The 24838-nt window shown below is 45.9% G+C and carries 23 protein-coding genes; 1 reads left to right on the top strand and 22 read right to left on the bottom strand.

The window, feature by feature from the left end; translation table 11 throughout:
• Positions 1–7 precede the first annotated feature (7 nt).
• The 7 genes from feoB to KNQ02_RS05885 all read right to left on the bottom strand — a co-directional run bounded on the left by feoB (position 8) and on the right by KNQ02_RS05885 (position 8134).
• Positions 8–1984, bottom strand: a complete 1977-nt coding sequence (feoB, locus tag KNQ02_RS05915) for a ferrous iron transport protein B (protein WP_088836567.1) — start codon at positions 1982–1984, stop codon at positions 8–10.
• Complete coding sequence (locus KNQ02_RS05910) at positions 1981–2217, bottom strand: FeoA family protein (protein ID WP_029332956.1); 237 nt, start codon at positions 2215–2217, stop codon at positions 1981–1983. The genes feoB and KNQ02_RS05910 overlap by 4 nt, the downstream gene beginning before the upstream one ends.
• 127 nt (positions 2218–2344) lie before the next feature.
• A complete protein-coding gene (locus tag KNQ02_RS05905) occupies positions 2345–2959 on the bottom strand; it encodes a hypothetical protein (protein WP_214769911.1) in 615 nt (204 codons plus the stop codon).
• 19 nt (positions 2960–2978) lie between these two features.
• The gene (locus tag KNQ02_RS05900; RefSeq protein ID WP_088836565.1) at positions 2979–3878 is read right to left on the bottom strand and encodes a deoxyribonuclease IV; all 900 of its coding nucleotides are present in this window, start codon (positions 3876–3878) and stop codon (positions 2979–2981) included.
• 104 nt (positions 3879–3982) lie between these two features.
• Positions 3983–5335, bottom strand: coding sequence for a DEAD/DEAH box helicase (locus tag KNQ02_RS05895; protein WP_034801484.1), 1353 nt, complete (start codon positions 5333–5335; stop codon positions 3983–3985).
• Positions 5336–5403: 68 nt separating this feature from the next.
• Positions 5404–6357 carry a sugar ABC transporter substrate-binding protein gene (locus KNQ02_RS05890; RefSeq protein WP_214807487.1) on the bottom strand — a complete coding sequence of 318 codons (954 nt, stop codon included), beginning with the start codon at positions 6355–6357 and terminating at the stop codon, positions 5404–5406.
• On the bottom strand, positions 6347–8134 hold the full coding sequence (locus KNQ02_RS05885) for a two-component system sensor histidine kinase NtrB (RefSeq protein WP_088836563.1): 1788 nt from the start codon (positions 8132–8134) through the stop codon (positions 6347–6349). Before KNQ02_RS05885 ends, KNQ02_RS05890 begins: the two co-directional genes overlap by 11 nt.
• A 147-nt stretch (positions 8135–8281) precedes the next feature.
• On the opposite strand from KNQ02_RS05885, the gene KNQ02_RS05880 reads away from it, so the two are divergent.
• Positions 8282–9229 carry a 4-hydroxy-3-methylbut-2-enyl diphosphate reductase gene (locus tag KNQ02_RS05880; RefSeq protein ID WP_029332951.1) on the top strand — a complete coding sequence of 316 codons (948 nt, stop codon included), beginning with the start codon at positions 8282–8284 and terminating at the stop codon, positions 9227–9229.
• A 395-nt stretch (positions 9230–9624) separates the two neighbouring features.
• Here KNQ02_RS05880 and KNQ02_RS05875 read toward each other — a convergent pair whose 3' ends face one another.
• The 15 genes from KNQ02_RS05875 to KNQ02_RS05805 all read right to left on the bottom strand — a co-directional run bounded on the left by KNQ02_RS05875 (position 9625) and on the right by KNQ02_RS05805 (position 24823).
• Entirely contained in the window at positions 9625–10740 is a 1116-nt protein-coding gene (locus KNQ02_RS05875; protein ID WP_088836561.1) for a Nif3-like dinuclear metal center hexameric protein, read from the bottom strand.
• Complete coding sequence (locus KNQ02_RS05870; protein ID WP_214807484.1) at positions 10740–11456, bottom strand: tRNA (adenine(22)-N(1))-methyltransferase; 717 nt, start codon at positions 11454–11456, stop codon at positions 10740–10742. Before KNQ02_RS05870 ends, KNQ02_RS05875 begins: the two co-directional genes overlap by 1 nt.
• 144 nt (positions 11457–11600) lie before the next feature.
• Complete coding sequence (gene cccA, locus KNQ02_RS05865) at positions 11601–11942, bottom strand: cytochrome c550 (protein ID WP_029332948.1); 342 nt, start codon at positions 11940–11942, stop codon at positions 11601–11603.
• A 155-nt stretch (positions 11943–12097) separates the two neighbouring features.
• A complete protein-coding gene (rpoD, locus tag KNQ02_RS05860; RefSeq protein WP_012369736.1) occupies positions 12098–13183 on the bottom strand; it encodes an RNA polymerase sigma factor RpoD in 1086 nt (361 codons plus the stop codon).
• Positions 13184–13217: 34 nt separating this feature from the next.
• Entirely contained in the window at positions 13218–15005 is a 1788-nt protein-coding gene (dnaG, locus tag KNQ02_RS05855) for a DNA primase (protein ID WP_159173848.1), read from the bottom strand.
• Positions 15006–15141: 136 nt separating this feature from the next.
• Positions 15142–15951: a pyruvate, water dikinase regulatory protein gene (locus tag KNQ02_RS05850; protein WP_029332946.1), complete on the bottom strand. Its 810-nt coding sequence runs from the start codon at positions 15949–15951 to the stop codon at positions 15142–15144.
• Between the two features lie 14 nt (positions 15952–15965).
• On the bottom strand, positions 15966–16595 hold the full coding sequence (gene ccpN, locus KNQ02_RS05845) for a transcriptional regulator CcpN (RefSeq protein ID WP_029332945.1): 630 nt from the start codon (positions 16593–16595) through the stop codon (positions 15966–15968).
• Positions 16596–16614: 19 nt separating this feature from the next.
• Positions 16615–18675 carry a glycine--tRNA ligase subunit beta gene (gene glyS / locus KNQ02_RS05840; RefSeq protein ID WP_214800967.1) on the bottom strand — a complete coding sequence of 687 codons (2061 nt, stop codon included), beginning with the start codon at positions 18673–18675 and terminating at the stop codon, positions 16615–16617.
• Positions 18668–19558 (bottom strand): glycine--tRNA ligase subunit alpha, encoded by an 891-nt coding sequence (glyQ, locus tag KNQ02_RS05835; protein ID WP_029332943.1) that lies wholly within the window; start codon positions 19556–19558, stop codon positions 18668–18670. The genes glyS and glyQ overlap by 8 nt, the downstream gene beginning before the upstream one ends.
• A 285-nt stretch (positions 19559–19843) precedes the next feature.
• Positions 19844–20593 (bottom strand): DNA repair protein RecO, encoded by a 750-nt coding sequence (gene recO / locus KNQ02_RS05830; RefSeq protein WP_029332942.1) that lies wholly within the window; start codon positions 20591–20593, stop codon positions 19844–19846.
• A 3-nt stretch (positions 20594–20596) separates the two neighbouring features.
• Positions 20597–21505: a GTPase Era gene (gene era, locus KNQ02_RS05825; RefSeq protein WP_029332941.1), complete on the bottom strand. Its 909-nt coding sequence runs from the start codon at positions 21503–21505 to the stop codon at positions 20597–20599.
• Positions 21498–21896 (bottom strand): cytidine deaminase, encoded by a 399-nt coding sequence (locus KNQ02_RS05820; RefSeq protein ID WP_029332940.1) that lies wholly within the window; start codon positions 21894–21896, stop codon positions 21498–21500. The genes era and KNQ02_RS05820 overlap by 8 nt, the downstream gene beginning before the upstream one ends.
• A gap of 49 nt (positions 21897–21945) precedes the next feature.
• Complete coding sequence (locus KNQ02_RS05815; RefSeq protein WP_088836557.1) at positions 21946–22296, bottom strand: diacylglycerol kinase family protein; 351 nt, start codon at positions 22294–22296, stop codon at positions 21946–21948.
• Complete coding sequence (gene ybeY, locus KNQ02_RS05810) at positions 22293–22769, bottom strand: rRNA maturation RNase YbeY (RefSeq protein ID WP_029332938.1); 477 nt, start codon at positions 22767–22769, stop codon at positions 22293–22295. The genes KNQ02_RS05815 and ybeY overlap by 4 nt, the downstream gene beginning before the upstream one ends.
• Positions 22766–24823, bottom strand: coding sequence for an HD family phosphohydrolase (locus KNQ02_RS05805; RefSeq protein WP_214765424.1), 2058 nt, complete (start codon positions 24821–24823; stop codon positions 22766–22768). The genes ybeY and KNQ02_RS05805 overlap by 4 nt, the downstream gene beginning before the upstream one ends.
• Positions 24824–24838 lie beyond the last annotated feature (15 nt).

Here is a 24838-nt window from a genome sequence, read left to right as displayed (position 1 = left end):
TCCAAGCTTATGAAAAACCGAGTAGTAGCCCTGTTTGATAAATGACGAAGGAGACACCATAGGCGACGAACAATCCATAGAGACTTGCAACCCACGTCAGCTTCGCGCTTCCGACTTCACGTCGAATGACGGCGACGGTCGCGAGACACGGAACATACAGTAATACGAATGCCATGAAACTATAGGCACTGAGTGGCGTGAACTGCCCTGACAACTGACGACCGAGTTCTGATTCATTGACGGCATAGATGATTGCCATCGTTGAAACAACGACTTCCTTCGCCAAAAATCCGGTAATTAAGGCAGCACCTGCCTGCCATGTCCCAAAGCCGATTGGAACGAGGAGCATTGCAATCACTCCACCAATCATCGCGAGAAAACTATCATTCATATTGACATCGAATCCAGCTGGTCCCGTATAAGCGAGCAACCAAATGACGACTGATCCCCCAAAGATGAACGTACCGGCTTTTCGAACAAACCCTTTTCCTTTTTGCCATGTACTCCGCCATAACGTCAACCATTGCGGTACCCGGTATGGTGGTTGTTCGACCATGAAGAGACTTGTCGCATCTTCGGCCGCTAGGATTTTTGAAAATACTTTTGCCGCAATCAGCGCAAGTACGATTCCTAAAATATAAAGTGATAAGACAATCAATGCTTGATTACTCGCAAAAAAGCTACCGGCGAATACGGCATAAATCGGCAGTCGGGCCGAGCAAGACATGAACGGTGAGATGAAAATCGTCACCAGTCGTTCCCGCTCTTCTTCGACCGAACGTGCTGCCATGATACCAGGAACGTTACAGCCGAAGCCGATGATCATCGGAATAAAACTTTTCCCGTTCAAGCCAACCATTTGCATGAAACGGTCCATGACGATCGCGACGCGGGCCATGTACCCTGAATCTTCGAGAAACGAGATGAAGAAAAACAAGACGAAGATTTGCGGGACAAACACTAATACACCACCGACCCCTGCAATGACGCCATCAATTAATAAATCTTGAATGAATCCAGATGCCCCGATTGCACTTAGTATCCATACAACACCTGCTGAGAGCGGTCCTTCGATGAAGGCCGATAAGAGGTCCGATAACGGAGAGCCGACCCAATTAAACGTGATATGAAATAATCCATACAGTACGGCGAAAAAGATTGGTAACCCGAAAATCGGATGCGTAACGACTGCATCAATCCGGTCGGTCCACGTTTTTTGATCCGTCTTTTCCTCGACGACAGCACTCGCTCGCATCGCGATTGCCCAGTTTCGGCGACACTCTGTAATGTGGGCATGAATGAAACGACCGAGTTGAGCTTCGAGTTGTTTTCGAATTTCGATAATTGAAGACGAACGTCGCTCCAGGTGTTCGACAAAAACACGATTCCCAGCCAAGTATTGAACAGCCATCCAGCGTTCGTTCAATTGCAGCGTTGCTTGTTCCATAATTTCTGTAATCGCCTGTTCCGTTGCCTCTCCGTAGTCAATATGCAGTGGAGTAACGGCTTCTGTCTTGAGTGATGTTAATAAGACATCACAGCCGTCTCCAGTCCGAGCGACAATCGGAAATATTTCTACCCCAAGTGCCGTCGCGAGTGCCCTCGCATCAATCTGTGTTCCCCGATTAGTCGCGACGTCAATCATATTCAATCCAATTTGAAGTGGTTTTCCAATCTCAAGCAGCTGTGCCGTCAATTGCAAGTTCCGCTCTAACTGCGATGCATCGATGATATTAATCATGGCGTCGAATTGTTCTTCCATTAAAAAACGGGCGACGACCGCTTCATCGGCCGATAGCGGGTCCAAATCGTAGACGCCGGGCAAATCGACTAGCTGTCCCCGCCCACCGTGTAATTTCCCGATTTTTTTATCAACCGTTACCCCCGACCAGTTGCCGACATGGGCATATGATCCGGTCAAGCGGTTAAATAATGACGTCTTCCCCGTGTTCGGGTTACCGAGTAAAGCAATCCGTTGCGTCATGGTGAATACACCTCAATCTTTTTTGCATCGCTGCGCCGAATCGCAATCATTTGATGATGATCTCTTTGTTCTATTGTCAAAGGACCTTGAAAGCTCGCCCGTCTCTTGACGACGACTGGACAACCTTCATAAAAACCAAGCGCGAGTAAGCGTCTTCGTAATCGATCCTCGATTTTATTTAAGTTGGTCATAACAACGGGTTTGTTGATTGGAATCGTTGCTAAATCAATCATTATGGTTCCCCCATCTGATACATTTTTCATTGATAACAATTATCATTGTTGATTATAACACGTTTTTTTACAATAAAAAAAGCTGGTAGTGATTCGATGTGTGAACATCTTGTCACTATCAACTTTCTTACGGTTCATCTGAGGTTGCCGCAACATCGATTAAGGAATCAGATCTTTGATGGGCTAAACGATGGCATGAAGGACAGAGCGTCAGGAACTGATTGTTTTCCTGATGCCACTCTAAAATGGACTGGTTTGTTTGTCCACAATGTTCGCAAGCTTCCGCTAACTGACCGATATGATTCCGCTCATGAAATTTCTCCTGCCTGCGTTGCTTCGCTTCCTCAATCGTCGTAACGTCGGTTTCGAAATACCCGTACTGCCACGCTTCGACAAGGCGTTGACGAACACTCACCTGAACCATCCCCGATTCAACCTTCAAATCTGTAAGTGGTGTGCCAAGTAACGGATGATGTAAGTCGACGCTAATTAAATCAAGACACGCGTATGTCCGCTCGACTCCGTCTGCCTCTACTCGCCAGTGAGGATCAGATGGGCGTGTCGTATATTCACTGAACAACGTTTCCGCATAAGCGATTATCCCCATTTTTGTCGCTAAAAAAACTTCTTCACCCGCTTCTAAATCTGCTGGTAAATAAAAGGGTTCCTTCGTTTCATAATAATGAACGACCGCCTGCCGTAAAGCAAAATCTGATTCATCAACGACTAGTAGATGGCACACGTCCTTACACCTCTCTCGTTTAAATGGATGTTCCGATGAGTGGTAATCGCCACTCTGCATCAAAGTTCCCTGACCGCAACATCGCGATTTCTTCTTTATAGGGTGCCACTTTCTTTTTCGGATCAAGCCCGATATACGGTGTCTCTAAAATTTTTGGTAAATGAGCAAGCGCTTGATGATGGACGATCCGATGTAATGTGTCAAATCCAATTTCACCAAAACCGATGTTTTCATGACGGTCTTTTTTCGCACCACGGACGTTTTTCGAGTCATTAACGTGGATGACACCAAGGCGATCGAGACCGACGACCCGGTCAAACCGTTCGAGTACCCCGTCTAAATCGTGGACGATGTCATATCCTGCATCATGGACGTGACACGTATCGAGGCAGATCGACAAGCGGTCGTTGTGTGTGACCCCATCAATGATTTGTGCCAATTCTTCAAACGTCTTCCCGATTTCAGACCCTTTCCCTGCCATCGTTTCGAGTGCGATTTTTACTTTTTCATTTCCAGATAAGACTTCGTTCAATCCTTCGATGATTCGTTTAATTCCGATATCCTCACCGGCACCGACATGGGCACCAGGGTGTAAGACGATATGTTGCGCCTTTTCAAGTGCTTCCGCGCGTCGAATTTCTTCTGCCAAGAATGATACGGCTAATTCAAAGGTTTCCGGTTTCGTCGTATTGCCAAGATTGATGATATAAGGGGCATGGACGACAATCTCTTCAATCCCATTTGCCTCCATGTGTAATAATCCTTCTGCAATCCGTAATTCCTCAATCGGTTTTCTTCGTGTATTTTGAGGTGCTCCTGTATACACCATCATCGTTGTCGCGCCATATGACGCCGCTTCCTCACTTGCACCAAGTAACATCTTTTTCCCCGATAAGGAGACGTGTGAACCAATTTTCATCCTCTATTCCACCTTTCGCTCTACTTACAGTGTACCAAACGTCGGAAAAAAAACAAAAAATCCCTAGGACGAGAAGCTTCTTCTCATCCGTAGGGAAACGTGACTTATTTTGATTTACTCGCATTCGCCTTACGTTCTGCACGTCCGACGCCACGCTGTTCTTTAATCCGCTCACGTTTTGCTGTTTCTTTTAACTTATACTGGTGTTTCTTTTTATAGCCAGGTTTGACGCGTTTTTTCGCTTTAGCCGCTTCACCTGATAAACGGCTATGTGCCGTTTTCGAGACAGCCGTCTTCATGTGTGGTTTCGCACGACGACGCTCTTTGACTTCGCTGACTTGACCACTCTTGACATCGACATTGATGAATTCGATGCCACGGTCTTCAAGACGGTTGATTGAACCATTCTCATGATCTTCAAACAGCGTGTACGCAAGTCCTTCTTGGTCGACTCGTCCTGTCCGTCCAACACGGTGGACATAAAAATCAAGATCTTTTGGAATGCCATGGTTGATGACATGCGAGACACCTGAAATATCGATGCCGCGTGCTGCTAGATCCGTTACGATGACGTATTGGAATTTCGCTTCATTGATTTCTTTGATTGCTTGTTTCCGGCGTCGTGCTGGTAGGTCACCGTGAAGTGAACCGACATTTAAGCCTGCTTCAAGGAATGATGCTTCAAGTTCAATCGCTTCTGTTTTCGTGTTTGTAAAGACGAGACAGATATACGGATTGAGTGCTTTCGCTAATTTCAACGCTAAGTCTGAACGATCACGGTGCTTGACGGGAACCGTATGGTGGACGATTTTTTTCGCCGTCTGTTGTTTTGGATCAACATGTGCATAACGTGGGTTGTTCATATACTTCTTGAGAAACGGTTGAAGTTTCTCAGGAATCGTCGCTGAGAAAACCATCATCTGAAGTTTCTCAGGAAGTGCTTGGGCAATCCGGTCCACTTCTGGTAAGAAGCCCATGTCAAGCATCTGATCGGCTTCATCGATGACATAGTTTTTGACGAAGTGCGGTTTTAACGCTTGCTCTTTAAAGAGGTCTAAAATGCGACCTGGCGTCCCGATGACGATTTGTGGTGAAACTTTGACGCGCCCGATTTGACGTTCACGATCCATCCCACCTGTGATGAGGCTCGTTTTGATATAGTCTGGGTTCTTCACGAGAATTGATTTTAATTCTTCGTGGATTTGCCATGCTAATTCACGTGTCGGTGCAACGATGATTGCTTGCATTTCTTGTAATTCTGGATTGATGTTTTGAACCATCGGTAAGAGGAATGACAAGGTCTTCCCTGTTCCAGTTTGTGATTGACCAATGATATCGCGACCCTTAAGGGCAGCCGGAATAATCCGTGATTGAATATCCGTTGGTTTTTTAATACGTGCGTCTTCGAGTGCTTCGACGACGAACGGGTGCAAATCAAAATGGGTAAATCCATTCATCTTCGTCACCTTCCTTTCTCCTGCTTAAACAACTAAAAGTGATTGTGTCACTTTTATCATCTATTTACTTAGTTCAACATGGGTATGGGTCTACTACCGTCATACAGATAAGAATACGTATAGAAACGATCTGGAATTTTTTTATTTTTCGTATGAAGCTTCAACGCGCTGAAGGCGACTTGCATCATCTCTTCAGCGGACTGGACAACCGTCGCATCCATCGATTTCATGTCAACAGCTTCTAATATAGCACGATTCCCGTCGATTCCGACAACTATTTTTCCGGAAATGTCTGCTTTTTTCAAGGCTTCGAGCACACCTAACGCAATATCGTCATTGTGACAGTAGACCGCATCGAATTCCGTACCGGACTCGATGATCCGACGCATGACGCGTTCTGATGTCACCGGATCATAGTCACCACTTGCTGAATTGACAATCGATATCCCGGGTTCTGTCACGATTCCTTTAACGAATCCGGTATGCCGTTCATTCGTCGTGTGTATGTTCGTCGTCCCCGTAATTTCAACGACTTTTCCTGTTGCAGTTCCATTTCGTCTAATCAGTTCGTTTTTGACATATGAAGCAAGTTGTTCACCAATCATCTGATTGTTCGACGTCACCGAGCTGACGACTGCATCAGATCGAATCAATCGGTCAATCGCAAAAACGGGAATCCCATTTTTTTCTGCTTCTTCTAATGCGCTCGTAATATAAACATCGTCAAACGTCGTGATAAATATCGCGTCGACCTTCAATTTGATGAATTCACGAATTTGCTCTCGTTCACTGATGCGGGAGTTATGTGACGTCGCCACGACGGCTTCATACTTATTTGCTTTTGCCTCGGCTTTAAACGCTGTAATCAACCGTTGGGCGAATTCATGTTTATCGTTGACGATTGTAAAGGCGACAACGTCACGGTCAGGATTTTCCTCCTGACCTACGAACAGATTTGAAATCAGCAGGATTGAGGCCGTCCAAACAAAGAGGACAAGCAACCATGACTTATTAAACTTCATCCTGGTCTCCTCCTCGTGGTAAGTGAATTTGGACTGTCGTACCGACACCAACCTTGCTATCGAACTCAATTTTTCCATTATGCTCACGAACGATGCGACTTGACATATAGAGACCTAAACCATTGCCATCCGCTTTCGATGTCTTAAAGGCTTGCCCAATCGTTTCGAGTTGGGGTTCTGTCATGCCGACACCATTATCTTGAACAATGAAGACGAATTGATTCGTGTAGACGTGTAGATGCAAATGACAAATCCCATCTGCACCACGCGACTGCACTGCTTGTAAGGCATTACGAACACAGTTCGACAAGATTTGTGACAATCCATTTTCAGAGGCATAGAGATTCGGCATATGCGCCGGCGTATAAATTTTACAATCTGCTGCTTCTGCGTATGTCTCGGCGTGTAAACGCGCTTCTGCTTCCATGATGAATTTAAATTTTTTCATGAATTCGTTCATGTCAATCATCGACATCTTTAATACCTCGCCGCCACCTTTAGAGAGGTCGAGCATCGTCTCAATCATTGCGTTGGCACGATCTAGTTCTGATAAGGCTAACGCCAACATTTCCGGACTATTGTTCTCTTGCTCCGTCAAAAGTTGGAGCGTCATTTTGACTGGCGTCAATGGATTGCGGATTTCATGCGCGATTCCTGCCGCGAGCTGACCGAGCGAGGCTAATTTTTCTTGGTGTAACATCGCTTGTTGTTGACTCAATTGTTCGACTCGCGCGTTTTCCATCCGCTGGGCATACTCATTGTAAGCAGACACTAATGTTTTTACTTCGTTCGACCCCGATCGTTCCAATTCAATCGGTTGTGGCGTCGTGCTTTTTTCGATTTTTTGTACGAGCTCGAGTAAGGGTGCTGTCAGTTGACGTGACATGAGGTACCCGACGATTAGACTGAGGACGAGCGTCAACGCTGCGATGACAAGATATTGTTGCCGTGTCGTATACACGGGTTCGTAAAAGACACTCCGGGGTGTCCGAACAAGAATTTTCCAATCCGTCACTTTTAAATCACGTGCAAAATAATACATGTCTTTGTTCGTACTGAAGATATCGTATGGTTCTACTGTTTGAAATGCCCGGTCGACGACACTTTGAGTCAAGACACGTTCTTTGTCGGTCACGAGGTTTCGCGAAGTCGCGAGTGGCTCTCCTTTACTGTTAAAAAGATAGGCCATCGTTTCGTCGTCGAACGATTCGAGTGAATTTCGAAAGACAAGTGAATTCATCAGACTTAATCCACCACCAAAAATCCCAACCCGTTCACTGCCGTTACGAACCGGAACATACATATACGTGAGATAATCCGACTGTAACGGATATCGTTTACTCATATGAAAGTCTGTACTCGTCAAGGCCTGAAGAAAATCATCATCTTCTAGAATCTTTGAATTTCGGATGCGTCGATCTTCACTAGAAAACCATGTGAATTTTTTAGTCTTTAAATCATAGTAGAAGAAACTCTTAAAACCCGTATCGATATCGAGTAAGTTCGTTTCGCGAACGACTCGTTCTAATTCATTCATATTGTCGACATTCAATTGCAGACCCATGATTTCTTCATGTAAATTCCCGATACTATCACGGAGTGCGTTGCTCGAGACCTCAACACTGTTTTCACTTTGTTTTTCCGTTTGCTGTTCAACCCGTGAAATCGTCACACGGTCAGCTGTGAAAGCAAGTGCCGCGATGACCAGACAAATTAGAATGAACAAAACAGCGGTGATTTGAAAAAAGTAAGACCGCATCATCTTTTTTGTCTCCAACGTATTGCCTCCTTCTCCATGATTTTTACAACTCAATTAGTATATCATGTTATCACTCTTGAATAGACTCCTCTATTTTCAATCATCTGCAATCAATGGTACACTCTAACTAATCATTCTTTCTACGCTAAAGGAGAATCAACACTTATGTTAGTAAAAAAAATCAGCCCTCGTGGTTATTGTTATGGTGTCGTTGACGCGATGAAGTTAGCGCAACAAGCCGCAATGAATGAAAACTTGCCACGACCTATCCATATTCTCGGTATGATCGTCCATAATGCTCACGTTACACATGAATTTGAACGAATGGGTGTTTTGACAGTTGATGGTCCTGATCGTCTTGAAGCACTCGAAACCATTAAAGAAGGAACGGTCATCTTTACAGCGCACGGAATTTCACCTGCCGTCTATGCGCGCGCTGCTGAAAAAAAATTAACAGTCGTCGATGCGACATGTCCTGATGTCACGCGCACACATGATTTAATCCGGACTGTCGTCGCTGATGACTATGAAGTCATCTACGTCGGAAAACACGGACACCCGGAACCAGAAGGTGCAGTTGGCGTCGCTCCTGAACATGTCCATTTGATTGAAAAAGTCGAAGACATCGAAGCATTGCCTGCCCACTTATCAACCAAAAAAATCATCGTCACGAATCAAACGACGATGAGCCAATGGGATGTCCAGGCCTTAATGGAACATGTCCGTAAAAAGTACCCGCACGTCGAAGTCCATAATGAAATTTGTAACGCGACGCAAGTCCGTCAAGAAGCTGTCGCCGATCAAGCGGGCGATTGTGATCTTGTGATCGTCGTCGGCGATCCACGTTCGAACAACTCGAATCGCTTGGCACAAGTTTCATTTGATATCGCAGGTACCCCAGCTCATCGTATCGGTGATTTGACTGAACTTGATTTAACATGGCTCGAAGGCGTGAATCAAGTCGGTGTCACTTCAGGTGCTTCTACACCAACACCAATCACGAAAAAAGTCATCGATTTCTTACAGCAGTATGACCCAGCTGATATCAGCACACATGATAAAACACCATTTCTTGAATTGCGTCGGATTTTACCAAAAGTAAAAATCTTGTAATAGACATTTAAAAACCGTACGGAACCTTAAGGTTCCGTACGGTTTTTAGACTGTAGACAAACTCTTATAAAGAACTAAAATTCTATAGCGAGATGTTATCAGTTCGCGCTTCCCTGTCTCGCCTCGTCTTCAAAGCGGCAATGTTCCGCGCCGTTACAGCAAAGCTGCAGGGTCGCGACCGATTGCTTTTCGCGGTTCTAAAGCGATTCAAGACGGATTTCGCTTTAAACCGTCTGCATGCCTGGATTTTCGTCACGGTATTACCTAAAAAGCGTCATGTTTCGTTGACTCCTACGGGAAAAGCAACGAAACATGACGCTTTTACCTTCCGATATCACTTTGTCTACACGCAAAAAACCGTACTGCACTTTAAAGTGCAGTACGGTTTTTTGCGTTCATAAAAATTTGAATGGATTCGTATTTGTCGTCGAGACGACCAATTCGACGTCGCGGATTTTTCGTTCCTCAAAACGTTTCTTCAGCTCATTGACGACGCCTTGTTTCATGACTGACTCGACGTGATGTCCAGGATCGACGACTGCCAAGCCGAGCGCCATTGCATCATGGGCGACGTGGAAGTACAGATCGCCCGTCACGAGGACATCTGCCCCGGCAAACGCCGCTGTTGAAACATGTTTATTGCCGTCTCCACCGAGTACGGCGACTTTTTTTATGAGGCGGTCCGATTCTCCCACAAAACGCAGGTTTTCAACACCGAACACATCACGGACATGTTCTGCGAACTGACGTAACGACACTGGTCGTTCGAGGTAACCGATTCTGCCAAGCCCTAACGGCTCAGCTGTCCGCTCCTGGCGCATGATATCATAAGCGACTTCTTCATAGGGGTGCGCTTTTTTCATCGCACGAATCACTTGTTTTTGATTCAGTTCCGTAACGATCGTCTCAATTCGGACTTCAGAAACTCGTTCGACTTGTCCGACATTGCCAATGTAAGGTACTGTCCCAGTCTCAGGTTTAAATTGCCCAGTCCCTACACTATGAAACTGACAGGCGCTGTAAGCACCGATTTGTCCCGCTCCTGCCTTCGTAAGCGCTTCTGATACCTGTTGTACGGCTTCTTGCGGAACGAAGACAACAAGCTTATAGACCGCGTTTTCAAATGTAGGTGACAAAACCGTTGTGTCGGTCAGTCCGATGGCTTCTGCCATCAAATCATTAACACCGCCTTGTGTTACGTCGAGATTCGTATGTGCCGCGTAAACGGCAATCTTATGTTCGATACACTTCATGACGATTCTTCCAGTCGCCGATTGATCGTTGACTTGCGCTAATTTACTAAAAATCGGCGGGTGATGGGCAATGATTAAATCGACGCCTTTTTCAATTGCTTCATCGACGACCGACTCCAAGACGTCAAGCGTCACCATGACACGCTTCACGTCTTTATTCAGCGTACCGATTTGTAGACCGATCGGATCCCCCGGCATCGCAAATTTTTTCGGTGAAAATGCTTCGAACTGTTCGATAATGAATTGACCGTTCGCCATCAGCTCGTCACCTCTTCCATTTTTTCGATCAAGCGGCGGATTGTCGTGATTTTTTCTTGGAGGAGCTCCGAGTCATTCCCACGCTGCATTTGTTCTAAAATAAATTGACGCTTTTGTTGTTCTGCTTGCCATTTTTCAATGAAAGCAGGTGCTTTTTCTCGCATGAGTTGCGGTCCAAATAACAATTCCCACTTCCGGATGTCCGCGTCCTCTGCGTAAATCATTTCTTCTCCTTTTTCTGCAACGAGAATCTCGTAAATCTTTCCATTCTCTTTAACGATGGCTTCCGACAGTAACGCATATCCATGTTCAAGTAACCATTTTCGAACATCGACAGCATCGACGTTCGGTTGAAGAATCAAGCGTTCTTCGCCCGATAAATGCGCCTTCCCTTCATCTAAAATCGTTGCGATGAGCGTTCCACCCATGCCGGCAATCGTCACAGCCGTTACTTCTCCTGGAGTGAGAACCGTCAAACCACTCCCGAGACGTACTTCAATCTGTTCGTCTAATTGAACAAGCGCGACTTGCCCTTGTGCCGCTTCCATCGGCCCCACATTGACTTCGCCTGCGATGGCACGTTCGACTAAGCCTTGTTGGATACAATAACACGGGACGAATGCGTGATCGGAACCAATATCCGCGAGGACTGCTCCTTGTGGAATATATGAGACTACTTTTTTTAATCGTTGATCTAATGTGACGTGTGTTTGCAATGTATGTCATCCTTCCTCTTTCTAATCCATCTCTTTTTAAAATAGCTGACTTAGCCCAAAAAAGAAATACCGTGCTGTATGGCTTTTCCCAAATTCGTACAAGAAAAAAACACCTATCTCGGAGAAGAGACAGATGTTTTTGACTTATTTCTTTTCTGCAAGCCATTTCGCTAAAACAGTGGCTTCTTCGTCGTTAGCAAGACCCCCAGGCATTTGCCCTTTACCATTCATAGCGATGTCTTTGATTTCTTCTTCTTTCAGCTTCGCACCGACTTTAGTTAAGTTCGGACCTGCTCCGCCTTCGAGATTGCCGCCGTGACATCCTGTACATCCTTTTGATGCAAATAGATCTTCTGGCTTCATTTCAGCTGTTGATGGACCCTTTTCAGCTTCTTTCGCCTGATCTACGCCAAAGTATGACAATGAAATCATGGCAATGATTGCGATGATCGCAATCGCTGCGAACGGTACTAATGGATTACGCATTTGGATTTCCCCCCATATTCTATACCCAACCAAGTTGGTGACTGAATGGTATTCCCCGTTACTATTCTACTGTAAAAAAAACAGAGAAGGAAGAAAAAAACAAAACTTTTTCTTCCTTCTCACCAAATTTTCATATTTTCTTCACACTTTTAAAATCAATCCAAGAAGTCTTTCAGACGTTTTGAACGACTCGGGTGGCGAAGTTTACGTAAAGCTTTCGCTTCAATTTGACGAATCCGCTCGCGCGTAACACCAAATACTTTACCGACTTCTTCAAGCGTCCGTGTCCGACCATCATCAAGACCAAAACGAAGACGTAACACGTTTTCTTCCCGGTCCGTCAATGTATCGAGGACATCTTCAAGTTGTTCTTTCAATAATTCATACGCAGCTGCGTCTTGAGGCGCCGTTGCGTCTTGATCTTCAATGAAATCACCGAGATGCGAATCGTCCTCTTCCCCGATTGGTGTTTCGAGTGACACCGGTTCTTGAGCGATTTTTAAAATCTCACGTACTTTCTCAGGTGTGATTTCCATCTCTTTTGAAATTTCTTCAGGCGTCGGTTCACGTCCTAAGTCTTGTAGGAGCTGACGTTGAACACGAATCAATTTATTGATCGTCTCGACCATATGAACCGGAATCCGGATTGTACGTGCTTGGTCAGCAATCGCACGGGTAATCGCCTGACGAATCCACCATGTTGCGTAGGTCGAGAATTTGTATCCTTTTGTATAATCGAATTTCTCGACCGCTTTGATTAATCCCATGTTTCCTTCTTGAATCAAGTCGAGGAACAACATACCACGTCCGACGTAACGTTTTGCAATCGAGACGACAAGACGTAAGTTCGCTTCAGCAAGACGCTTTTTCGCTTCTTCATCGTTTTGTTCAATTCGTTTTGCAAGTTCGACTTCGTCCTCTGCATTCAAGAGATCGACACGACCGATTTCTTTCAGGTACATCCGGACAGGGTCATTGATTTTAACACCTGGTGGGACAGAGAGATCGTTTAAATCCGCCTCTTCTTTATCGTCACCCGTACCATCGTTGTTTACTTTGATACCTTCAGTCTCTAACAATTGAAGAAACTCTTCAAATTGTTGCGCATCCATCGATTCAAATGAGCTGAGCTTATCTTCGATTTTTTGATGCGATAGTTCCCCATTTTTATGTCCGAGCGCGATTAGTTCATCCTTCGCGAGACGGAGTATTTCTGCTTCTGATCTTGCTTTTTCTGCCATCGAACCATACACTCCTTCCACATCATGCAACAGGTCATCGATCTTTTAAGCGTCGTTTCCGTTCGATGATTGCCTGCATTAGTTCCGCTTGAGCACGGATATCTGTTTGTTGATTCAAACGTGACTTCTCTTCATCGAGTGTCCGTCGTTGTCGTTCATTTTGAACGGCGCGTATATAATGACTCAACAAATCCGGATCGTACTCCGGCATGAGCATAAACTCTAAATCGGCGACGATTCGTTGAAGCGATGCATCTTGTAACATCGTCAAGAAGCGGTCCGGATTTGCCGGAGCACCTGCTCCATAAAACTCATATAATTTACCGGCGATCAGCTGATGCGCCGGATCATTAAAATCGACTCCGAGTTGATCTCGGACTTCCATTCCAACCTCCTCTGACCGAATCATGTAAGCAAGTAAAAAACGTTCTGCTCGCTTCCAGTTCGTAAATGTTCGGTCTTGAGGTGCTGCGACGTTCGTTTGTCGCTCGACGCGACGTTCCTGCTTTACTTTAGGTGCTTGTAACGGTTTCACTTGTGACAATAACGATTCTTTCGATAACTGAAATTCTTCCGCTAGCTTACCAAGATAAATATCTCGAAGCAGAGGATTCGTTGTCCGATTAATCTCCTCAAGCATAGTTTCAATATATCGAACGCGTTCTCCTTCTAATCGCAAGTTTTTTCCTTGACGAAAATAAAAAGATTTGAATTCAAGACTTGAAACCCGTTCTTGTTCCACTAGACGAATAAATGTTTCTTCGGAATGAGTTCCGATGTACGAATCCGGATCTTCTTCATCCGGTAGCCGAATGACGGAACAATCTACCGCAACATCTTCAAGAAGACGTAATGCTTTAATCGTCGCTGCCCGACCGGCTTTGTCTCCGTCATAGCAAATAATGACTTCATCGACGATCCGTCCAAGATTTTGTGCATGGACAGGAGTTAAGGCCGTTCCTAAAGAGGCTACGGTATAGGATATACCCGCTTGAGCGACTCGTACAACATCTAAATTGCCTTCTACGAGCACAACTTGTTTATTTTTACGCATCGCGCCCCGTGCTTGTGCAAAACCGAACAGTAATTCACTTTTATTGAAGAGCGGTGTCTCTGCCGTATTGACGTACTTCGGGTCTCTTCCATCAATGGAACGTCCACTGAATCCAACAACCGTGCCATCACGATCTGAAATCGGAAAGACGACCCTGCCGTTAAATCGATCGCGATAATCGCCATCTCTACCTACAGAAATCAATCCAGCTTCCACCATTTCATCCAAGTCAAAATTACGCCGGGTCAAGGAGTCGACTGTAAAACGTTCTTGGTCTGGAGCATAGCCGAGTTTAAATTCACGCATCGCCGATTCGCCAATTCCCCGTTTTTCAAGATATTCACGACCGGCGTCACCAGCGGCTGTCTGTAACATGACTTCATGGTACAAATCAGCAACGATTCGATGCGCTTCACGCATCCGGTATTTCTTTTCTTGATCTGGTGTCGATTCAGTCTGATCAGATCGCTCGAACTCCGGTAATGTCACGTCCGTTCGATCAGCGAGTTTCGAGACGGCTTCCGGAAAACTCATCCCTTCCGTTTCCATGACGAAGGTGATGGCGTTTCCGCCCGCTCCACAACCAAAACAATAATACATTCCTTTATCAGGCGAGACCGAAAAAGAGGGGGATTTTTCTGAATGGAATGGACATAACCCTGAATACCGATTCCCTTGTTTTTTTAATTCTACACGTTCAGAGATTAGTTCAACGATATCCGTCGCTTGGCGAACCTGATCGACCAGTTCATCCGGAATTCTTTTCAATCGTCCCACCTCCTCTTCTCAACTCTTATATATATACCCGCAATGAAACGGAACGAATACTCGTTCCGTTTCATTGGAAAAATTGCATCATCTCATTTATCAGCTAGACTAGTATACTACGCAAGTACTTTCTTGACTAGTCATGTGCCTTTCCTGAAATTCCCGTCAAAATCAAGTTCGCTGTTTCTTCAACTGCCTTATTTGTCACATCGATGATTTGACAGCCAATCCGCTCATACAATTTTTTCGCATAATCAAGTTCACGATTGATGCGATCGATTTGTGCGTAGGCAGCTTCCGGTTTCAAACCAAGCGAACGTAACCGTTCCATCCGGATATCAATCAACTTCTCAGGAGAAATCAATAATCCGAAACACTTTTCTTTCGGAATATCGAAAAGTTCTTCTGGTGGTACAGATTCCGGAACGAGAGGAACATTCGCAACTTTGTACCGTTTCAAAGCAAGGTATTGTGAGAGAGGAGTCTTCGACGTTCGTGAGACACCAATCAAGACGATATCAGCCCGTTTAATTCCGCGTGGATCCCGACCGTCATCATACTTCACAGCGAATTCGACCGCTTCGATTTTCCGGAAGTATTCCTCATCCAAACGATAAATTAGCCCTGGCTCTTCTTTAGGTTGCATCCCGAGTCGATCTTCCATCGTATCAAGCAACGGTCCAAGTAAGTCGATTGCTTCGACTTCGTGAGCCTTCGCCGTCTCCGCAAGCAAACGACGGTGCTTCGCATGGACGATCGTATAAACAATCGTCGCCCGCTCTTCTTTCGCATGCAAAACGAGATCATAAATCACTTGATCGTCATCGACGAATGGGATCCGGACTGTTTCAATCGCCCGCTCCGGAAATTGAATCGCTGCTGCACGAACAACAAGTTCACACGTTTCACCCACTGAATCACTGACTACATAAATACGTTGTCTCATCTGTGAGCCTCCTCTTAAATTTCTTCATCTCTTGCTAACGCGACCAGTACTTTCGTCATGTTCGTCTTCGTCATCCGTCCGACGACTTTCAGGATGCCATCACTGTTTTCAACGACAGGCATCGAGTCGATTTGTTTTTCGATCAACTTCATCCCGGCCCCGATCAATGTTTCCGTTTTCTCACACACTGTCAAGTTCGGCATCCGCGTCATGATGATATTAACGGGCAATGAATCGAGTTCTTGGTTCCCGATTGCAGCTCGTAAAAAGTCTTTTCGTGATAAGACACCAACGAGTGCATGATCATTGCCAACGACGAAGAGCGAACCGACATCTTCTAAGAATAAGTGAACGATTGCGTCGTAAACGGTCATACTCTCATGAATCACCTTGGCAGAAGACATGAACTCGCCGACTGTCAACGTGTCGAGTTTCTCATGAAGCATCGAGGCGTTCTTTTTACCAACATACATATACCCGACGCGCGGACGCGCTTCGAGCATTCCTGTCATCGTCAAAATCGAGAGATCTGGTCGTAATGTCGCCCGCGTCAAGGAGAGCTCGGACGCAATTTGCTCTCCTGTGATCGGACCATTTTCTTTGACGATTTGGAGTATCTTTTTCTGCCGTTCATTTAACTTCATCGGCTCATCCGTCCTTTGTTTACACTAAAGTGAGTGCATTGAATCGTGCGACCGCTTGAATCGCGTCCGCGAAACGTTTCATTTCGCTTAAACGGTTCGATCGAATCGCATCGTCTTCTGCCATGATCATCGTCCCATCAAAATAGGCTGTAATGGCTGGAACCGTTGATTCAAGTGCGCCCATCGCTGTTTCGAAATCAGATTGCTCTACTGCCGCTGCGACTTGTGGAATGACCTGTTCGATTCGTTCATGTAAAGTACGTTCCGCTTCATTTTCAAAAAGCTCCGGATTGATAGTAACGACCGTTTCCGCTTTTTTCGAGATGTTGAGTACACGGCTCAACTGTTCGACTGTTTTCTTGAATGTGTCCCGTTGCGTCGCCGCTTCAAGCATTGCTGCTCGTTTTTCATTCGCTCCGACCGTCATATCAAGTTGAAGTGCTGCTTCAACGACGTCATGACGATACCCTTTTTCCGATAAACGGAACTTGAGGCGTTGACTGAAGAATTCTTGCATCGCCACTTTTACTGATTCTGCATCTGTCTGATAAAGACCTGCTTTAATTTGAGCTGTCACTACGAAATCAATCAGTTCAACGAGTGTCATTTGGATATTGCGATCCGCTAAGACTTGGACGATTCCCTGAGCCTGGCGGCGTAACGCATAAGGATCGGCAGAACCGCTTGGAATCATACCAACACCGAAGAAGCCAGCGACGCTGTCCAACTTATCGACGACGGCAAGTAGCGTCCCGGTTGGTGTCGCCGGACTTTCATCCCCAGCGAAGCGTGGCATGTAGTGCTCGCGGATCGCCGCTGCGACTTCCTTGTCTTCTTGTTTCATGTTTGCATAACGCTCGCCCATCAAACCTTGGAGCTCCGTGAACTCATAGACCATCTGACTGACGAGATCGAATTTATAGATATGACCGGCACGATCGACTTTCGTTCTGTCGGCTGAGAAGCGGTCTGCAAGCGCAAGCGCCATCTCACGTACGCGGCGAACTTTTTCACCCGTCGTTCCAAGTTTTTCATGGAAGACGATTTTGTCGAGACGGGCTGCTTGTGCGTCGATATCCGCTTTCTTATCTTCTTCGTAGAAGAATTGCGCATCGGCAAGACGGGCACGAATGACTTTTTCATTTCCGCGGGCGACGTTCTCGATGTGTTGCGCGTTCCCGTTACGCACCGTCACGAAATAATGCAGTAACGTACCATTACGTTTTACAGGGAAGTAGCGTTGGTGCTCTTTCATCGTCGTGATTAAGACTTCTTCCGGCAATTCAAGGTACGCTTCGTCAAACGCACCGAATAAGGCAGTTGGATATTCGACGAGGTTCGTGACTTCTTCAAGCAGTGACGCATCGATCGGTACTTCGAATTGTTCTGATTGTGCTAGTGCTTCGATTTGTTCTTCAATCATTTGGCGGCGTGCTGCATAACTGACGATGACATGCTCACCAGCCAATGCTTCGACATACGCATTCGGACGTAAAATCGTGATGTCTTGACCAAGGAAACGATGGCCACGTGACGTTCGTCCTGTTTCGACTGATGCGACTTCGAACGGAATGACTTGATCGTCAAGTAAGGCAATCAACCAACGGATCGGACGCATGTAACGGAGCGGTTGTGTACTCCAGCGCATGTTTTTCGGGAAGTTCATCGCCTCGATCACTTGTTTTAGCCCCGTCAATAACGTCGCTGTTTCTTGTCCTGCCTCCTTACGCGTCGCATAGATGTATTCGACTCCTTTTTCTTCACCAAGGAATAGATCATCTGTCGTCAATCCTTTTCCACGAGCAAATCCTTCCGCCGCTTTCGTCCAGTTCCCGTCCGCATCTTGCGCGATTCGTTTAGCTGGTCCTTTTAACGTTTCTTCCAAATCCGTTTGGCGTTCCGCGATTCCTTTAACGAGAACAGCGAGACGGCGCGGTGTTGAAAAGGCTTCGACTGTATCAAATGTAATCCGTGCTTCTGTCAAAAATGTCGTTACACGTTCCTTCAGTTGTGTTTCAGACTGCAAGACGAAGCGTGCCGGCATTTCTTCGAGACCGATTTCAAGTAATAATTCATGCATGTGATTCACCAGCTTTCGATTTAATCAATGGGAAACCTAAACGTTCCCGCTCTTCGATGAAACTTTGAGCACAACGGCGCGACATGTTCCGGACACGGTGGATGAATCCTGTTCGTTCCGTCACGGAAATCGCTCCTTTTGCATCGAGCAAATTAAAGGTATGTGAGCATTTTAAGATGTAGTCATACGCCGGGAACACAAGGTTTTCGTCGAGCGCCCGGTTCGCTTCTTTTTCATACTGATCAAACAATGTGAACAACAAATCAACATCTGATGTCTCGAACGTATATTTGGAATGTTCGAATTCTGGTTGATAGAAGATATCGCCATAGCGGAACCCGTCCGTCCAGACTAAGTCAAAGACACTTTCGACATCTTGAATATACGACGCGAGACGCTCGATACCATACGTGATTTCCACTGCAATCGGATTACATTCAATTCCACCAACTTGCTGGAAATATGTGAATTGCGTGATTTCCATCCCGTTCAACCAGACTTCCCAGCCAAGACCTGCTGCACCAAACGTCGGGTTTTCCCAGTTGTCTTCGACAAAACGAATGTCGTGTTCAAGCGGATTGATGCCGAGGAGTTCTAGACTTTGTAAGTAGAGTTCCTGAATGTTGTCAGGAGACGGTTTCATGATGACTTGGAATTGATGATGTTGATACAACCGGTTCGGGTTTTCCCCGTATCGTCCGTCAGCCGGGCGACGTGACGGCTCTGTATAACAAACGTTCCACGGTTCTGGTCCTAAGCTCCGTAAGAATGTCATCGGGTTCATCGTCCCGGCACCTTTTTCTACATCATATGCTTGCATCGTCAAACAACCTTGTTCCGCCCAAAATTTCTGTAACGTCAAAATCATGTCTTGTACTGTCATTTTCAAGAGATCCACCTCCAAAATTTATAAGGAAACACAAAAACGTCCCTATGTACAACATGGTTGTACATAGGGACGAGACAAGCCCGCGGTTCCACCCTACTTGCATGCGTAGCATGCCACTCTTTTACGGGAACACTCAAAAATGCCGTTCACACCCGTTTCATATCCAGCTCACACTATCCTGGAATCGCTTGAATGAAGAGGAGGTGCTACTCCTTTTTCTCATCGTGTTCGTTTAGTTAGTTCTTCCGCACTCATTCTACCGAACGTACGCGTAGTCTGTCAATCATTCTCAAGGTTGAGCAATTGATCGAGAACGCGCTTCGATCGTAACCGAAGTCCACTATAACGTTCCATGTAGGCATCCATGATTTGACGCAGTAATCGTTTCGTTTCCGGCTTGACCGTGACCGTACCGATCCGTGAAAAATCATAGACGGAAAAGACATAGAGCATCTTTGCAACTGACTCCTGCAAGAATACGGCATACTCATCTTCATGACGATGGCGCTTACAGAGCAGTCCGCCATGGTTCAGCGAAAAGGCGAAAGGTGCTTCCGTACTCCCGCAAATCGTACAGCCGTTTAAGTGCGGAGCGATACCAAGATGACGCAACAAGCGTAGTTCAACAATGAACGATACGACATCCGGATCAAGTCCTTCGTCCATCGCCTCCAGTCCGTCGACGAATAAATCATACAACGTCGGATAGGCGACGCGTTCGTCAAGTGCCTTATCCGCAAGTTCGAGCAGGTACATCGCATATGACATCAAGAGGACATCTTGCCGGATATGTGAATACCCGGTGATGACATCCGCTGATTTTAATTGACCGAGTCCACGTGACCTCGGGTAGACATAGACCGCCCGAATAAACGGCTGACTTGCTGCATTAAACCGGCTACCCGGTTTCTTCGCACCACGAGCCATGACGGCGAGCTTTCCGTATTCACGCGTCAGCAACGTGATGATTTTATTCGATTCACCATACACGACCGTTCGTAATACGAGCCCTTCCGCCTTATCAATCATCGCTTAATACTCATCGTCGCGGAAGCCGAGTTCACGCAATTGTCCGGCTTTGTTACGCCAGTCTTTTTGCACTTTGACCCATAGGTTCAAATAGACTTTCGTTCCGAGAAGCATTTCGATGTCCGTCCGTGCTTCAGACCCGATTTCCTTGAGGAGTGCCCCACGTTTCCCGATGATGATGCCTTTTTGCGAATCACGTTCGATTAAAATCGTCGCGTGGACGTCGACCATATTGCCGTCCTCACGTGTTTTGATTTGATCAATCGCAACTGCGATCGAATGCGGTACTTCGTCTCGTGTTTTTTGTAAGACTTTTTCGCGAATCATTTCCGAGATAATAAAGCGTTCCGGATGATCCGTTACTTGATCGGCCGGATAATACATCGGTCCTTCTGGTAAAAGTTTCGCAACCTCACCGAGGAGCGGTTCAACATTATTACCTTGAAGAGCAGAAATCGGCACGACCGCTGCAAACTCTAATTCGTCTTTATACGACTCAATGATTGGCGGAATGTCATTCGGATGAATCAAGTCGACCTTGTTCATGACGAGAATGATTGGCGTATCAAGGCCTTTCAACTTCTCGATGATGAAGTCGTCGCCTTTTCCTTTTGGCTCCGTCACGTTGATCATGAAGAGAATCGCATCGACTTCACGCAAAGCGTTTGTCGCAACTTTCATCATGAAGTCACCGAGCTTATGCTTTGGTTTATGAATTCCTGGCGTATCGATGAAGACCGTCTGCACATCATCCGTTGTGTAAACACCTTGAATCTTGTTTCGTGTCGTCTGTGGCTTATCTGACATGATTGCAATTTTTTGACCGATGACACGGTTCAAAAACGTCGATTTCCCGACATTCGGACGACCGATGATCGAGACGAATCCCGATTTAAATCCTTCTTTAAACATTGAGATCTCCCTTCGTGAACGCACCTGGTAACAATGCGCCAACGGTTGTTTCTGTGACATCACCTGTTAAGTTCGTCAAATAGATTGGCATATCTGCATCACACATTTCGAACAGGACTTGGCGGCATTGTCCGCATGGTGCTACTGGACCTTCCGTGTCTGCTACGACAGCCATCGCTGCATATTCACGTGCATCTTGTGCCCATGCTGAGAAGACGGCTGTCCGCTCTGCACAGTTGCAGAGACCGTAAGCGGCGTTTTCGATGTTACACCCGTGGAACACTTGTCCGTCTTTTGTTAAGAGAGCAGCTCCGACTTGGAACTTCGAATATGGAACGTACGCTTTTTCGCGTGCAATTTTAGCTTGTTCGAGTAATTGTTCTGTTTTCATGTCATTTTTCCCCTTTTAGCAACTTTGTTGGCCAAAAAAGGCCGGATTCTTATTGTACCAAATATGGGACGAAGATGCATAGTGCAATCACAATTGATGTAAGCGCCAACACTAAAACTGCACCGCTCGCGATGTCTTTTGCCGCCTTGGCTAACGGATGCCACTCTTTCGTCACTAAATCGACCGTTCTTTCAAAAGCTGTATTCAGCATTTCCGCACCTAGAACGGTACCGATCGTTAAAAATAAGATGGCACGTTCAACGGACGAAAGTGGGAAATAAAATGCTGCAATCGTGACGACTAGTCCGAGAACAAAATGAACTTTCATATGTCGTTCTTCTCGAACGGCTTGTCGGATGCCCGCTAGCGCATGGACAAACGGAACCCACCAGGACTTCACAACTCGCCTCGATACAACTCGAAGTGATGTAGAATTTCCTCCTGACGTTTTGTCATGACTTCTTCATCTGCCTTTTCGATGTGGTCATACCCTAACAGATGTAAAAAACCATGGACGGCTAGAAAACCAAGTTCCCGCTCAAACCGATTTCCATATTCAGCCGCTTGTTCCCGACACCGTTCGACGGAAATGATTAAATCACCCAGTACAACGGGTTCGTCTTCTAGTAATTGAAAGTCAATTTCATCTTCTCCGAGCTCATCCATCGCAAACGAAATGACGTCCGTCGCTTGATCTTTCCCACGCCAGTCGCGATTGATTTCTCTGATTTCTTCATTCGTCACGAATGTGACGGACAGCTCACTATTGACTTCGACTTCTTCTTGTTTCGCAGTATAAATAAGAATCGATTCGACTAAGCGCTGCTGTTCCTCGCTCAATAAGTTTCCCTCGTCTGTCATATAAGTATTCATTTCGTTTCCTCTTTCTTTAATTCAGGATATTCAATCCGTTCGTGGAACAATCCCGAAAGCGTATGACACGCACTTTCCCCGACACGATAAATGTCACGTGTCGTAATGTCACATTCCGCGAATTGATCGTCGAGCATCTTCTCTCGAATGATTTTCGAGACAAGATCACGAATCCCCTCTTCAGTCGGAGACTTCATCGAGCGGACAGCTGCTTCAATCGAATCCACAATCATGATGACTGCCGCTTCTCGTGTCTGTGGTTTCGGTCCACTGTAACGGAATTCCGCTTCGTTGACTTCACCTTGCTCCGTTGCTTTTACATAGAAGTAGCGGAGTAACGACGTACCATGGTGCTCTTGGCAAATCGCGACGATTGCCCCCGGGATTTTTGCTTCTTGTAAGAGTTCTACTCCATCATCCGTATGCGCTAAAATAACACGCGCCGACTCGATTGGTGTCAATCGATCGTGCGGATTACGGCCATGTTGATTTTCGATGAAATAAAGCGGACGGCGGGTTTTCCCAAGGTCATGATAATAAGCACCAACTCGCGCAAGTAACCCATCTGCCCCGATTGCTTCACATGCCGTTTCAGCTAAGTTCGCGACCATCATACTATGATGATACGTTCCTGGTGCTTCGACCAGTAATTTCTTTAATAACGGATGTGTAGGATTTAACAGTTCTAATAACCGTGTCGGAGCCAAGATTCCGAAAGTCATTTCTAAAAATGGTAACAAACCAATCGCGAAGATAGCACTCAATACGCCGCTCGCGATCGCAAACGCCGTTAACGTTAGCGTTTCCTGAAGTTCAAGTTGCCCACTGCGCATCAATAAGAAGGTAAAGAAGACAACGATGTTCGCAGCAGAAATCATTAAACTACTCAAGAAAATCCGTCGTCGTGACAAACTCGATTGTAAAAAGAATGTCGCGACGAGTCCGCCTACCACTAAGTAAATCGCAATGTTAAAACTAAAGTTTTGGTTCGTGCTATAGAAAAATGTGCCGGCAAGCGCCATAAAGAGTGTGCTGGACAAGGCGATTCGTTCATTCAGCAAATTTCGTAAAACGAGTGCCGCGAATGCCGTCGGTGTCAACAAGTACAGTACAGGATTGATATCCTCTGCCAAAAACGCCATTCCGTATGTCACGACAAGTTGCAAAATCACGACAAGATAGACAAGACCGAACAAACGTACTTTACCCATCTTCGCGTATCGAAGATTTGAACGAGCGATGAATCCATATAACAGCAACGTCATTAAACCACTCAAAAGTAACGTTCCTAACAATGGTTTGAACGACTTCCGGTCAGAGATCAATCCGACAAGCTTAAGCTGACGGTATTCATCTTGCGAAATCACTTCACCACGCTTAACGATAACCTCCCCTTCAGAAATGATGACAGGTTCGACTTTATCGCTCGTTTGATTTCGTAATTGCTCCGTCTTCTCAGGGTCATACACGTAGTTCGTGACAATCAATTGATCGGTCAATGCCTTACTGACCGCTTTTAATGAAAAAGATAATGGTGTTCGGTCGATGTCGAGCCGTGCATTCTCACGCGCTTCTGCTAACTCTCCGTCCTCAGAAGAAATCCGCTGTTTCATTGCTTCTTCAATTGCCGTAATCACCGCGTCACGTGTCGTGCTTCGAACGGACGAAGAAGACGTCGCAAGCAAACGCAATTCATCATCTTTCAATAAATCAGCCGCCTCCGTATTTCGAAGCCGCTGCTTAATCCGTCCGATGTCTTCTGCCTTCGTTATACCTTTTAAGCTCGCAAAGAGTTGTTCCACCTTATCAATTTGTTGCGATGCATATTCTTTTTTGACCGTATACTGACTGTCAATCGCAGCTACGGTATTTTCTTTAATCTGTCTGGTCGCTTCACGGTCTTCGATGGTCAAAGGAGATCGGATATCTTCTTCCGCGATAGAGAAGGCTTCTGCCGCCAAAGCTTCCGGACGAACGGACACATACATCATCGTTGACACGATGATGTAAAATCCAATCGTCAGCAAGCTGATCCACAGTCCTATTTTCCGCATGTCTTAGTCCCCTTC

The sequence above is a fragment of the Exiguobacterium sp. s102 genome (genome assembly GCF_018618635.1).
In the GTDB taxonomy this organism is placed as follows: Bacteria; Bacillota; Bacilli; order Exiguobacteriales; family Exiguobacteriaceae; genus Exiguobacterium_A; species Exiguobacterium_A oxidotolerans.
Note: the sequence above shows the minus strand (reverse complement) of the source record. Positions and strands in the feature narration are given on the sequence as shown.